Source organism: Streptomyces sp. NPDC087263 (assembly GCF_044744645.1).
GTDB lineage: Bacteria > Actinomycetota > Actinomycetes > Streptomycetales > Streptomycetaceae > Streptomyces.
The window spans coordinates 1-12,221 of sequence record NZ_JBIUYT010000026.1 but is presented as its reverse complement, the minus strand read 5'-3'; the positions used below and the strand labels follow the sequence as shown (position 1 = coordinate 12,221).

The following is a 12,221-nucleotide window of genomic DNA, read 5'->3' as shown; positions in this document are numbered from 1 at the left end:
CCCGCGCACCCCGGACGCCTCGAACAACACTCAGAAGAACTGAGAAACCCCAGCTCGAAGCCACAGCAACAACTCAGAAAAACTGGGCGACGACACCCTGATCCACCCCACGATCACACCGGCCCAGCCCACCGCATCGCATCAGAAGACACGAAACTGAGACAGCATCAGCTGCCATGAGATAAAGCCCCACGACAGCAACACCCACCCCCAACCTCTCACCTCATGACAGTGCCGGTCCCGCCCCAACACCCCACCGACCAGCACCGACACACCACACCACCAGACCAGCACCACCGACTCTCACCATTACTGACCCCAAGCCGAGAGATCGCAAGCAGCGCGATCGTCCGCGGGGCCCTGGGCGAGGGACGGGCGGCTCAGAACTCTTGTCGGAATGACTTCCGGGCGTCGCCGGCAGATGAGTGCGCTCGACGAGCGTGGCTCAGATGGTGCTGTCCAGGGTCTTTCCGGGTTTCGTGTGGAGGATGTCGCGGGCCTGTTCCGCGGCGCGGGCGGTGCTCTCGGAGACGAAGTCGAGGAAGCGGGCGACATTCTCGAGGCGGGCGGCGGCCGGGGTGCCGGGGCCGAGGATGCCGACGCCCTGCCGTGCGGTCTCGACGATTTGGGCGGTGGCCCGGGCACTGACCATCATCGACTGGTACCAGACGTCGTCGTCGACGACGTAGCGCTCGCGGCGGCGTTCGTCGCGTTCCCGTCGGACGAAGCCCTGGCTCTCCAGGAACGCGATCGCCTTGGAGATGGACGCCGGGCTGACCTGGAGGCGCTGCACGAGTTCGGATGCGGTGAGGCTGCCCGCGTCGCTGGTACAGAGGCAGGCCATGACCCGGGACATCATCTTGGGCATGCCCGACTGCATCATGACGGTGGTGAACGTCTCCTCGTATTCGCGCACCGCCTCGGCGTCGCGTCCGTGGGCCTGCGGGGGCGTCATCGGATCCCGGGGCGCGGTCTGCCTGCGCCGGTGGGCGCGGTGTTCGGTGGCGCGGTGGGCGAGGTCGGCGCGGTAGCCGGTAGGGCCGCCGTTGCGCATCACCTCCCGCGTGATCGTCGAGGTCGGACGGTCCAGGCGTCTGGCGATCTCGGCGTAGGCGAGGCCGTCGGCCAGTCCCAGCGCGATCTGCTGGCGTTCCTGCTGGGTGAGTCTGCCTCCCGGCATCACAGTCTCCTTCGCGTTCTGTGGTGTCTCCAGTATAGCGTTCACCTCCAATTCATTGCAACGATTGGGATGGGGATTGTTGCATTAGACTCAAGACCATTGCAACGATTTGACGGCTTCTACCTGCAGCTACTGAAATATCGCGCAACGAGTTAGTTGCCAGAATCATGAACGCAACGTAGCTTTTCCATCAACGGAAACAGCGGGCCGCAGGAGCCCGCGCTGCACAAGAAGGAGAGCATCATGCAGAAGTTCGACACCCCCACCCCGGTCTCCGCCGTCCTGGACATCCCCGCGGGACTCATCCGGTTCATCGCCGCCGACCGGGCCGACACCACGGTCGAGGTCCAGCCCGTGGACGCCTCCAAGAGCCGCGACGTGAAGGCGGCGGAGCAGATCACGGTCGAATACGGCGACGGCGTCCTGCGGATCGGGGCCTCTCCGGCGAAGAACCGGCTCCTCGGCAGCAGCTCCGGATCCGTCGAGGTGACCGTCCAGCTGCCCGTCGGCTCCCGCGTCGAGGCGAAGGCGGCCAGCGCCGAACTGCGGGGCGTGGGACAGCTCGGCGACGTCGCCTTCGAGAGCGCGCAGGGCACGGTCAAGCTCGACGAGGCCGCGAGCGCCCGCCTCACCCTCCAGGCCGGCGACGTCTCGGTCGGCCGTCTGGGCGGCCCGGCGGAGATCAGCACCCAGAAGGGCGACATCACCATCGCCGAGGCCGTGCGCGGAACGGTCACGCTGCGCACCGAGTCCGGCGAGTTGTCGGTCGGCGCCGCCCGCGGAGTCTCTGCCTCCCTTGACGCCGGCACCACCTACGGCCGTATCCACAACGCGCTCAAGAACACTGACGGCACCGCCGACCTGAACATCCACGCGACCACCGCCCACGGCGACATCACCGCCCGCAGCCTCTAGAAGGAGCACTCGTCATGACCAACTTGGCCATCGCGGCGCAGGGGTTGCGCAAGTCCTACGGCGACAAGGTCGTGCTCGACGGCGTCGACCTGTCCGTCCCCGAAGGAACGGTCTTCTCCCTGCTCGGCCCGAACGGCGCCGGCAAGACCACCGCCGTCAAGATCCTCTCCACCCTCATCACCGCCGACGCCGGTGACCTGCACGTCGGCGGCCACGACCTCGCCGCCGACCCGCAGGCCGTGCGGGCCGCGATCGGCGTCACCGGGCAGTTCTCCGCCGTAGACGGCCTGATCACCGGCGAGGAGAACATGCTCCTCATGGCGGACCTGCACCACCTGCCCAAGGGGGAGGGGCGGCGGGTCACCGCCGAACTCCTTGAGCGCTTCGACCTCGTCGAGGCCGCGACGAAGCCCGCCTCCACCTACTCCGGCGGCATGAAACGCCGCCTCGACATCGCCATGACCCTGGTCGGCAACCCGCGGATCATCTTCCTCGACGAACCGACCACCGGCCTCGACCCCCGCTCCCGCCACAACATGTGGCAGATCATCCGCGAGCTGGTCACGGGCGGCGTCACCGTCTTCCTCACCACCCAGTACCTGGAAGAAGCCGACGAGCTCGCCGACCGCATCGCCGTCCTCAACAACGGCAAGATCGCCGCCGAAGGGAGCGCCGAGGAACTCAAGCGGCTCATCCCCGGCGGACACGTACGGCTCCGCTTCACCGACCCCACCGCCTACCAGTCCGCCGCCCTCGCACTGCGCGAGGGCACCAGGGACGACGAGGCGCTGTCCCTGCAGATCCCCAGCGACGGCAGCCAGCGCGAACTGCGCTCCATCCTCGACTGGCTGGACTCCGCCGACATCGAGGCCGACGAACTGACCGTCCACACCCCCGACCTCGACGACGTGTTCTTCGCCCTGACCGGAAACGACCCCCAGCCCGGCCTGCCCAGCCAGTCCAGCCAGTCCAAGGAGACTGTCCGATGAGCGCCCTCTCCCTCGCCGTGCGCGACTCGACCACCATGCTGCGCCGCAACCTGCTCCACGCGCGCCGCTACCCCTCCCTCACCCTGAACCTGCTGCTCACCCCGGTCATGCTGCTGCTGCTCTTCGTCTACATCTTCGGCGACGCGATGAGCGTCGGCATCAGTGGCGGGGACCGCTCCGACTACATCGCCTACATCGTTCCCGGCATCCTGCTCATGACCATCGGCTCCACCATGGTCGGCACCGCGGTATCCGTCTCCACCGACATGTCCGAGGGCATCATCGCCCGCTTCCGCACGCTGGCCATCCACCGCGGCTCCGTGCTCATCGGGCACGTCATCGGCAGCGTCCTGCAGGCGATCGCCAGCGTCGTCCTCGTCGGCGCCGTCGGTGTCGCCATGGGCTTCCGCTCCACGGATGCCACCGTCCTGGAGTGGATCGCGGCCTTCGGGCTGCTCGCGCTGTTCGCCCTGGCCTTCACCTGGATCGCGGTCGGGATGGGCATGGGCAGCCCCAACGCCGAAGCGGCCAGCAACAGCGCCATGCCGCTGATCCTCCTGCCCCTCATCTCCAGCGCCTTCGTCCCGGTCGACGCGATGCCCGGCTGGTTCCAGCCCATCGCCGAGTACCAGCCCTTCACCCCGGCCATCGAGACCCTGCGCGGACTCCTCCTTGGCACCGAGATCGGCAACAACGGATGGATCGCCATCGCCTGGTGCGTCGGCCTCTCCGTCCTCGGCTACCGCTGGTCGAAGGCACAGTTCGACCGCGACCCCAAATAGGCGACATGAGCTCGTGGGCCACCACCCGGACCCGGGCAACCCACAGACACAGCCAGAGCAGACCTCGCGAAGGCCCGTTGCAGCCACCACCCCGGTGGCTGCAACGGGCCTTCGCCCGTATCGCATTCACCCTCAGTTCATTGCAACGAACAAGACGATCGTCATTGCATTAGCTTCAACCTCGTTGCAACGATTTTAGAGCTCATGCCTGCCATGATGACAAGAATGCGCAACAAATCTATTGCCAGATCTATGAATGCAACGTAGCGTTTCAACCATCAGAAACATGGAGTGAGTAGCAAAGGGGTGGATCATGGAGACAGTACGGAGCCAGCAGCGGACGGCACCCGGCGCCTGCACCGCCTTCGCGCGCTTCGTGCTCTGCGGCGGCGGGGTGGGGCTCGCCTCCAGCTTCGCCGTGGCGGCCCTCGCCTCCTGGATCCCCTGGGCCCTGGCCAACGCCCTGATCACCGTGGCCTCCACGCTCCTGGCCACCGAGCTGCACGCCCGCTTCACCTTCGGCGCGGGCGGGCGCGCGACCCGGCGCCAGCACGCGCAGTCGGCCGGTTCCGCGGTGGCCGCGTATGCGGTGACCTGCGTGGCGATGTTCGTCCTGCAGCTGCTGGTGGCGGCACCCGGTGCGGTGCTCGAGCAGGTCGTCTACCTCTCCGCCTCCGCGCTCGCCGGTGTCGCGCGGTTCGCGGTGCTGCGCCTCGTCGTCTTCGCACGGAACCTCTCGCAGACCGCGGCCACCGTCACCGCCGCCCGTCCCGTACACACGGCCGTGGCCGGCTCAGCCGTGCTGTGCCGCGCCGCCTGACCAGGCAGCCCGCGGCGTCGGCGCGGCAGGCGCGACGGCCTTGACCCGGGCGAGGGCGAGCAGGGCGGCCGTGACGGCGGCCAGCTCCTCCGGGGTCGGGTTGCCCGCCACGACCACGAGCGGTGGACCGGCCGATTCCGCGCAGGCCCGGCGCTCCGGCTCCGCCGCGGTCACTGGGGCTGGTTCCCGTGCTTGCGGGAGGGCTGCGCCACCTGCTTGGTGCGCAGTACGGCGAGCGCGTCGATCAGCCTGACACGGGTCTCCGCGGGGTCGATGACATCGTCCACCAGGCCGCGTTCGGCGGCGTAGTACGGGTGCATGAGCTGGTCCCGGTACTCCTTGATGTACTGCTTGCGGGAGAACTCGGGATCGGCGGCGGCCGCGATCTCGCGCCGGAAGATGACGCCCGCGGCGCCTTCCGCCCCCATCACCGCGATCTCGTTGCCGGGCCAGGCCAGCGACAGGTCCGAGCCGATGGAGCGCGAGTCCATGACGATGTACGCGCCTCCGTAGGCCTTGCGCAGGATCAACTGGATGCGGGGAACCGTCGCGTTGCAGTAGGCGTAGAGGAGTTTCGCGCCGTGCCGGATGATGCCGCCGTGCTCCTGGTCGACGCCGGGCAGGAACCCCGGCACGTCCACCAGCGTCACGAGCGGGATGTTGAAGGAGTCGCACATCTGCACGAAGCGGGCCGCCTTCTCGCTGCCCTTGATGTCGAGGACCCCGGCGAGCGCGGCGGGCTGGTTGGCGACGATGCCGACCACATGGCCGTCCAGACGGGCCAGGGCACACACCACGTTGGGCGCCCAGTCCTCGTGCACCTCGAAGAAGTCGCCGGCGTCGACGAACTCCTCGATCACCCTGCACATGTCGTACGCGCGGTTCGCGTCGGACGGCACCAGGTCGAGCATGGCCGGGGTGAGCCGGTCGGGCCGGTCGGGCCGGTCGGCGCAGGGTTCCGACGGCGGCTGCTCACGGTTGTTGGAGGGCAGGAAGGACAGCAGGTAGCGGACGTCGGTGAGGCAGCTCTCCTCGTCGTCATAGGCGAATTGGGCGACCCCGGAGAGACTGGCGTGAGCGTCGGCGCCGCCCAGCTCGTTCTGGCTGATCCGCTCCCCGGTGACGGCCTTCACCACGTCCGGCCCCGTGATGAACATCTGCGAGGTGCCGCGCACCATGAACACGAAGTCGGTCAGCGCCGGGGAGTAGGCCGCCCCACCCGCACAGGGGCCCATCATGACGCTGATCTGCGGGATGACCCCGGAGTTGCGGACGTTGCGCTGGAAGATCCCGCCGTACCCGGCGAGCGCGGTCACCCCTTCCTGGATGCGCGCCCCGGCGCCGTCGCACAGGCCCACGATCGGGGCCCCGGCCGTGGCGGCCATGTCCATGATCTTGTGGATCTTCTCGGCGTGCGCCTCACCGAGGGAGCCTCCGAAGATCCTGAAGTCATGGGCGTACGCGAAGACGACCCGTCCGAACACCCGGCCCCAGCCGGTGATCACACCGTCGGTGTAGGGGCGCTTGTCCTCCAGGCCGAAGCCGCTCGCCCGGTGTCTGCGCAACCCTTCGACCTCGGTGAACCGGCCGTCGTCGAAGAGGAGCCCGAGCCGCTCCCGGGCCGTGAGCTTGCCCTTGGCCTGCTGCGCGTCGGTGGCCTTGTCGCCGGGCCCTTGGCGCATGGCGTCACGTAGGGCCGCGAGCTCGGCGACCGTGCCGCGCTGCTGCCCGACCGGCTTGTCGTCCAGAGCAGTCATGGGCTTCCCCTTCCGGCCGTCGTGATGAACCACCGACCAGCCTCTGCCATGTCGCTCGAAGTCGGTTAGAGCGCTGGACGACGCCGGCCGCGCAGGCTCTCCACCGCCCAGCGAGCACCCGTAGAGCATGGGGCGCGATGCTCGGGTCGTGAACTCCGATGCGGACGGGCACGAGCCCGCGCGGAGAGCCGAAGCGCCCGTCGGCGCCCCAATCCCCCGAGGGCACCGGCGGGCCTTCTCCCTGCCTGCTGCCGGTTCGGTGCTCGGGAGGACGTAGATGTCGGTCGGGTACGTGGGAGCCGGAGCAGGTTCGGCTGCGCAGCGCCGAGCAGTTCGATGCGCTCGGTCTGCCAGGCCCAACACAACGGCCGGGCGGTCCCCCGCCACGGCCGGGGACCGGTCGGCCGGCACAGACGAAGGGACACACCAACAGTGAACAGCACGTGGTTCCGGCGCTTCACCACGGCCGCGGGAGACGGGCCGCGGCTCGTGTGCTTCCCGCATGCGGGAGGCTCCGCGACGGCGTACACGCACCTGGCGCGTGCGCTGCCTGCGGACTTCGACGTGATGTCCGTGCAGTACCCGGGGCGTCAGGACCGGTACCGCGAGGCACCGTTCACGGCCCTGGCCCCGCTCGTCGAGGCAGTGGCCGAGGAACTGGCCCACGAACTGGCCGCGGATCCCGGACGGCCGTACGCCCTGTTCGGCCACAGCATGGGCGCGCTCGTCGCGTACGAGACGGCCCGACTGCTCGCGCAGGGCGAACTGCCCGGCCCCCAGCGGCTGTTCCTCTCCGGCCGGGGCGCGCCGGGCCCGCTGACCAGCGCCCGTTACACCCTCTACGACGACGCCGACGTGCTGGCCGATGTGCGCAGGCTGGGCGGCACCGATCAGGCCATGCTCGACAACCCTGATGTCCTGGAGATGGTGCTGCCTGCGCTGCGAGCCGACTACCGGGCCCTTGGCACGTACAGCTGGCGCGAGGGAGAGCCGCTCGCTACCGCGATGACCGCCCTGATCGGAGACAGCGACCCGATGGTGACGGTCCAGGAGGCGCAGACCTGGCGGGAGCACACCAGCGGCGACTTCGCTCTGAAGGTCTTCTCCGGCGGCCACTTCTACCTGGCCCACCACATCGGCCAGGTCGCTGCGGCCGTCACCGAGGGGCTGTTCGTCGGCGCCGCCGCTTCCTGACCGTCTTTGTACCGGAGGTCTTCGGCAGCTTCCTGATCCATCTCGAGCACCGGCTCGGCGGCCCTCGGTACGTCGAGCCGGTGAAGCGCTGCGGGCTGCCACCGTGAGGACCGGGCGCCGGCGGCCGACCGAGCCGCTCGGGGCGAACCTCCGGGCAGGCGGCGTCGGCATCGCGCATCGGTGACGGCCACCCGGTAAGCCCGGCCGGGACGACCGGCCGTCACCCCCGCCGGCGACCGCGTGCGGGTACCGCCCCCGCGCGTGAAAACGCGCTCGAAAACCCAGACCGCGGCGGCGGGACCTGCTCCGCGCCACCGCGGGGGTGCTACGCGTACGCGTAGAAAAGGAACGCTCGCCCACGCACAGCGCAACACCAGCACGCGCCTGCGACCCAACGCACGGCAAGGCCGCCTTCTCAAAGCGGGCACCACGTGAAGCACGCAGGGCCCGACCCGAGTAAATGGCCAGACTGCATGCACATCCCCCAATCCGCCATCCAGACAGCATTCCTGTCGAGCAGTCAGCACTCGCCCACCATCACGTGGCGACGCACCCGCTACACAGCCACAGGCCAACAGTCCGTCCCGGATACAGACCGATGGGTTTCCCCACTCTCAGAGACCAGGAATCATGCTGGCCTGGGGGCCCAAACCCCGCCCGACAGCCCTGCTCCCCCAGCCCATCCGCACGAGCTCACCAAAGCCCCACGAGCAGCCCACCCAAGCCGATGATCAAGAAATCTCCACTACCCCTTCATGTCCCACAGCAAAGAAATTGTCTTTCTGGTTACGACATCCTCTTCCTAGCTCCAGCACCGCAGCTCCAGGACGCACAAGCCGCCGCCCCGGCAACCGCACCACCGAACCAGCCCAGTTCAAAAGCCATACCAATCAAGATCAAATAATTATCTCTGCACTTCAAACAGAGCAGGTCAGCCACATGCTGATGTCGTAGCTACATAGAAGAACGACAGCCGAACGAACCGGTCCGTCGGAAGCGGCGGTATCTGGGCGTGACTACTGTCCCGTGACGCTGAACCTTGACCGGTTGCCACTGAAGGTTGGCCAGCGCCGGTTTGTGACAGTGAAGTTTGATCGCCGCAGCGGACGTAGGCTGACTCAACTATCAGCCGGAGGAGCGTCACACAATGGAACCGACCGTCGACAGGCCAGCACCGCAGGTTACCGTCGCAGACATCCGCATCCTTTTGGACTCTTCCGCTGAGCTCCCCGTTCTGTACATCAACTACGGTCCTGGCGACGGGGGCACCGAAGCGGAGCTGGACGTGTGGGCCGCAGGCCTGGTCGACCAGGCCGACATCGTCCTCACCCGCGCGACCGCTCTGGGCCTGCTCGGTGAGGAACCCACTAGCGAGACCATCGCGGCGTTCCTGCCGAAGGCTCAGCAAGCTGTGGACCAGATGATCTCGGTCCGAGGCCTGTGAAGCAGATCTGCTGATCGAGGGACCGTCTCATTCGGCTGCAGAGCCGGCACCGTGCCGCCTCCCCGAGCCCTGGTCGGCCCGCAAGCGACTCCGGCTCAATGTCTCCGTCTAACCAGGCGGCCGACCTGACGAACGGCTCGCGGGTCATCGTCACCAACGGCTTCTGGGGCAGTGAGCCGGGCCCCCACCTGACGGACGCGGAGAACGAGGTGCTGGCGGTCCTGGAGGACAAGCAGAAGGTCCGCCAGGCCGAGTCCATGCCCACCGTCCTCCTCATCGCCGCCGCCCGCACCGGAATGGCCTGGATCCGCCCGCCGCACGTCTGGGCGCAGCGCCTGGCGATGCGGCTGCCCAACACCACCCCGTTCGTGGGTATCGGTGTGATGGCCCCGACGCTCACCGACCCCGACGTCGGGATCTCCCTGGGCGTGCGCGCGAACCTGTCCGACAAGGACCGACGCGCCGTCGACGAGCTGGTCGGCCGCCTTGGGCTCACCGCGGCCTGAGAGGGCGTTAAGTCCCTTCTCTCTCGGTTCGTGATCGCTCGTTCGTGGTACTGATCGCCGTACGGGCCAGGCGTTCTGCATGTGCATGCGGAGATGTGAAGCATGGAGCGAAGGCCGTATCCGAGCGACTTGGCGGATGAGCAGTGGGCGTTGATCGAGCCGATGATCACGGCCTGGAAGCAGGGCCGGGTGGAGCGGTCTGCGACCGGGGACCACGGAGACTGTGATCTTCGGGAGGCCGTGAACGCGATCTTCTACCAGAACAGGATGGGCTGTCAGTGGCCCTACCTGCCCCACGATCTCCCGGCCTGGTCAGCGGTGTTCTACTACTTCACACTATGGCGCCAGGACGGGCTCGACCAGCGGATCCAGGAACTGCTGCGCTGCCAGGTGCGGGAGAGAGCCCGCCGATTAGAGGACCCGTCCCTCGTGGTCATCGACACCCAGTCCGTGCGCGCGGCCGCGGGGTTCCGAAGACCACGACGGGACTGGACGTGAACAAGAAGACGCCGGGCCGCAAGCGCGGACTCGTCGTCGACGTTTTGGGGTTGATCATCGGCGTCGTCGTCCTGGCCGCATCCGGCCATGACAACGCAGCCGGCACGGCTCTACTCGACCAGGCCGCCGAGCGGTGCGGCAACCGCCTGGAGAAGGCCCTGGTGGACCAGGCAAGGACGAAGTCGTCATCCACGGCGCACTGCTGGACATCGCCGTCGACGTCGTCCGCCGCAACCCCGGCGGCCAGGGCAAGGGCTTCGTTCCGCAGCCGAAGCGGTGGGTGGTCGAGCAGGTCAACGGCACGTTGATGCTGCACCGGCGCCTGGCCCCGGAGTACGACCACCGGCCCGACAACTGCGCCTCACGCGTCTACTGGGCCGCCACCGCGAAAATGACCCGCCGCCTCACCACGCCCGCGCCAGCCTGGCGCGACAGCCTTCAGGTGGCCGTGTGAACGTCACTGAACTCCTGGTGGACCTCCAGGCCCGGCAGAACAAGGCCACCACTCGGGCCGGTGAACTGCGCGACCAGATCGAGCACTTGACCGCCGCCCCGGCCGAGGCCGAGGCGCACCTAGCGGAACTCGCCACGACTCGGAAGGTCATCGCGGAACTCGCACCGACCGGGGCCGAATCCGAACCGCCCGAGTCGGCCACCGCCTACCAGGCCATCCTGAATGCCTTCAACACCCACCCCGATCAGGCGTTCCGGGTCCGTGAACTGCACGAACTCCTTGGCATGCCCACCGACGACCCGGCCATGAACGTCACCCGCAGCCGCCTTGGACGCCTCACCCGTCAAGGCTTCCTCACTCAACCTGTACGCGGCCGCTACCAGGAACGGACTTAAAGCCGCTCTTCGCGGGCTGGTATCGGCACGGTCGCCGGCCGCCACTCTCGCCTGATCAACCCGAACACCCACGAGTCGGATACCTCGCCGTTCACGACGCAGTCTTCCCGCAACGTCCCTTCACGCACGAATCCGATCTTCTCCAGGACCCGGGCAGATGCCACGTTGCGCGTATCGGTCTCGGCCTGAACTCGATTCAGGTCCAGGCTGTCGAATGCCCACTGCAGCAATGCGTGTGCGGCCTCCGTCGCGTAGCCGTGGCCCCACATCGCTTCGTCGAGGACGTAGCCCAACGACGCGCTGCGGTAGTCCGGGTTCCATCCGGTCAGACCGCACCAGCCGACGAAGGCCCCGTCAGAAGCACGGTCGATGGCCACCCGCGCCCCGGTGTCTTCGTCCGCCATCTTCCGGCACATCGCGATGAAGCGCTCGGCGCGGGCCCGTTCGTTCCACGGCGGGGAGTCCCAGTAGCGCATCACGTAGGTGCTGCTGTGCAGCGCGAAGAGGCGGTCCGCGTCAGCGTCGGTGAAGGGGCGCAGCCGCAGGCGAGCGGTGTGCAGTACAGGGGTGGCCAAAGTCATGCGCACCATCTTGTGTCCTCATGGGGCGGGCAGACACCGAATATCCGATCCCGGTTCGGTCCTCACGACCAGGGCACCGCCTACCAGCAGATCGTGCACGGCACGGCTACTCGGCCTGCCCACCGACGACCCAGACATGAACGTCACCCACAGCGGCCTCGCCCGCCAAGGCTTCCTCACCCAACCCTGACGAGGGGGTCTGTACGCTCACCGGTGTAATTGATGATCATGGAAGAGACATCAAGTGACTGACACCGTGACCGAGTTCGTGGCTGCCGATAACCAGGCGTCTCCGTTGCCGGAGGCCGCGACGGTCGAGCAGAAACTGATCGACCAGCTCGTCGAGCAGGCCCGTAGCAAGGGGCTGCAGCTGACCGGCGAGGGCGGGCTGCTGCAGCAGCTGACCAAGGCGGTTCTGGAGTCCGCCCTGGAGGGCGAGATCACCGACCATCTCGGCTATGACAAGCACGATCCGGCGGGCAAGGACGGCGGCAACTCCCGTAACGGCACCCGGTCCAAGACGGTGCTGACGGACATCGGGCCGGTTGCCATCAACGTGCCCCGCGACCGGGAGGGCTCCTTCGAGCCGGCCATCGTCAAGAAGCGGCAGCGCAGGCTGACCGGCGTGGACGAGATGGTCCTCTCGCTGTCCGCGAAGGGCCTCACGCACGGGGAGATCTCCGCGCACCTGGCCGAGGTCTACGGC

The 12,221-nt window shown here is 67.9% G+C and carries 13 protein-coding genes and 1 pseudogene; 10 read left to right on the top strand and 4 right to left on the bottom strand.

What is annotated here, in order from left to right; translation table 11 throughout:
• Positions 1 to 445: 445 nt before the first annotated feature.
• Positions 446 to 1,180 carry a helix-turn-helix domain-containing protein gene (locus tag ACIPC1_RS40240; RefSeq protein WP_402526802.1) on the bottom strand — a complete coding sequence of 245 codons (735 nt, stop codon included), beginning with the start codon at positions 1,178 to 1,180 and terminating at the stop codon, positions 446 to 448.
• 243 nt (positions 1,181 to 1,423) lie between these two features.
• Here ACIPC1_RS40240 and ACIPC1_RS40235 point away from each other — a divergent pair, with 243 nt between their 5' ends.
• From ACIPC1_RS40235 to ACIPC1_RS40220, 4 genes are all read left to right on the top strand, one after another.
• Positions 1,424 to 2,095, top strand: a complete 672-nt coding sequence (locus ACIPC1_RS40235; RefSeq protein WP_402526800.1) for a DUF4097 family beta strand repeat-containing protein — start codon at positions 1,424 to 1,426, stop codon at positions 2,093 to 2,095.
• A 14-nt stretch (positions 2,096 to 2,109) separates the two neighbouring features.
• Complete coding sequence (locus tag ACIPC1_RS40230) at positions 2,110 to 3,084, top strand: ATP-binding cassette domain-containing protein (protein WP_402526798.1); 975 nt, start codon at positions 2,110 to 2,112, stop codon at positions 3,082 to 3,084.
• Complete coding sequence (locus tag ACIPC1_RS40225) at positions 3,081 to 3,866, top strand: ABC transporter permease (RefSeq protein WP_402526796.1); 786 nt, start codon at positions 3,081 to 3,083, stop codon at positions 3,864 to 3,866. Before ACIPC1_RS40230 ends, ACIPC1_RS40225 begins: the two co-directional genes overlap by 4 nt.
• A gap of 313 nt (positions 3,867 to 4,179) precedes the next feature.
• Complete coding sequence (locus ACIPC1_RS40220) at positions 4,180 to 4,686, top strand: hypothetical protein (RefSeq protein ID WP_402526794.1); 507 nt, start codon at positions 4,180 to 4,182, stop codon at positions 4,684 to 4,686.
• Here the strand turns inward: ACIPC1_RS40220 and ACIPC1_RS40215 are convergent.
• Positions 4,660 to 4,860: an acyl-CoA carboxylase epsilon subunit gene (locus ACIPC1_RS40215; protein WP_402526792.1), complete on the bottom strand. Its 201-nt coding sequence runs from the start codon at positions 4,858 to 4,860 to the stop codon at positions 4,660 to 4,662. The genes ACIPC1_RS40220 and ACIPC1_RS40215 overlap by 27 nt on opposite strands.
• Positions 4,857 to 6,443 (bottom strand): acyl-CoA carboxylase subunit beta, encoded by a 1,587-nt coding sequence (locus ACIPC1_RS40210; RefSeq protein WP_402526790.1) that lies wholly within the window; start codon positions 6,441 to 6,443, stop codon positions 4,857 to 4,859. Before ACIPC1_RS40210 ends, ACIPC1_RS40215 begins: the two co-directional genes overlap by 4 nt.
• A gap of 432 nt (positions 6,444 to 6,875) precedes the next feature.
• Between ACIPC1_RS40210 and ACIPC1_RS40205 the strand changes: the two genes are divergently transcribed.
• The 5 genes and pseudogenes from ACIPC1_RS40205 to ACIPC1_RS40185 all read left to right on the top strand — a co-directional run bounded on the left by ACIPC1_RS40205 (position 6,876) and on the right by ACIPC1_RS40185 (position 10,934).
• A complete protein-coding gene (locus ACIPC1_RS40205; protein ID WP_402526788.1) occupies positions 6,876 to 7,637 on the top strand; it encodes a thioesterase II family protein in 762 nt (253 codons plus the stop codon).
• Between the two features lie 1,207 nt (positions 7,638 to 8,844).
• Positions 8,845 to 9,081 (top strand): hypothetical protein, encoded by a 237-nt coding sequence (locus ACIPC1_RS40200; protein ID WP_402526785.1) that lies wholly within the window; start codon positions 8,845 to 8,847, stop codon positions 9,079 to 9,081.
• 98 nt (positions 9,082 to 9,179) lie between these two features.
• Positions 9,180 to 9,587: a hypothetical protein gene (locus ACIPC1_RS40195; RefSeq protein WP_402526783.1), complete on the top strand. Its 408-nt coding sequence runs from the start codon at positions 9,180 to 9,182 to the stop codon at positions 9,585 to 9,587.
• 102 nt (positions 9,588 to 9,689) lie between these two features.
• Positions 9,690 to 10,539: pseudogene (locus ACIPC1_RS40190) on the top strand (IS5 family transposase).
• Positions 10,536 to 10,934: a hypothetical protein gene (locus ACIPC1_RS40185; RefSeq protein ID WP_402526781.1), complete on the top strand. Its 399-nt coding sequence runs from the start codon at positions 10,536 to 10,538 to the stop codon at positions 10,932 to 10,934. Before ACIPC1_RS40190 ends, ACIPC1_RS40185 begins: the two are co-directional and overlap by 4 nt.
• Here ACIPC1_RS40185 and ACIPC1_RS40180 read toward each other — a convergent pair.
• Positions 10,931 to 11,515, bottom strand: a complete 585-nt coding sequence (locus ACIPC1_RS40180) for a GNAT family N-acetyltransferase (RefSeq protein ID WP_402526779.1) — start codon at positions 11,513 to 11,515, stop codon at positions 10,931 to 10,933. The two genes, ACIPC1_RS40185 and ACIPC1_RS40180, sit on opposite strands and share 4 nt — an antisense overlap.
• Positions 11,516 to 11,840: 325 nt before the next feature.
• Here ACIPC1_RS40180 and ACIPC1_RS40175 point away from each other — a divergent pair.
• The coding region (locus tag ACIPC1_RS40175; RefSeq protein WP_402526804.1) for a transposase at positions 11,841 to 12,221 on the top strand (381 nt) is incomplete at its 3' end.

Bases quoted from the DNA above. Each gene is read 5' to 3' on its own strand.
- ACIPC1_RS40230 (WP_402526798.1), top strand. From the start codon at position 2,110: ATGACCAACTTGGCCATCGCGGCGCAGGGGTTGCGCAAGTCCTACGGC.
- ACIPC1_RS40180 (WP_402526779.1), bottom strand. From the start codon at position 11,515: ATGACTTTGGCCACCCCTGTACTGCACACCGCTCGCCTGCGGCTGCGC.
- ACIPC1_RS40195 (WP_402526783.1), top strand. From the start codon at position 9,180: ATGTCTCCGTCTAACCAGGCGGCCGACCTGACGAACGGCTCGCGGGTC.
- ACIPC1_RS40235 (WP_402526800.1), top strand. From the start codon at position 1,424: ATGCAGAAGTTCGACACCCCCACCCCGGTCTCCGCCGTCCTGGACATC.
- ACIPC1_RS40210 (WP_402526790.1), bottom strand. From the start codon at position 6,443: ATGACTGCTCTGGACGACAAGCCGGTCGGGCAGCAGCGCGGCACGGTC.
- ACIPC1_RS40240 (WP_402526802.1), bottom strand. From the start codon at position 1,180: ATGCCGGGAGGCAGACTCACCCAGCAGGAACGCCAGCAGATCGCGCTG.
- ACIPC1_RS40225 (WP_402526796.1), top strand. From the start codon at position 3,081: ATGAGCGCCCTCTCCCTCGCCGTGCGCGACTCGACCACCATGCTGCGC.
- ACIPC1_RS40220 (WP_402526794.1), top strand. From the start codon at position 4,180: ATGGAGACAGTACGGAGCCAGCAGCGGACGGCACCCGGCGCCTGCACC.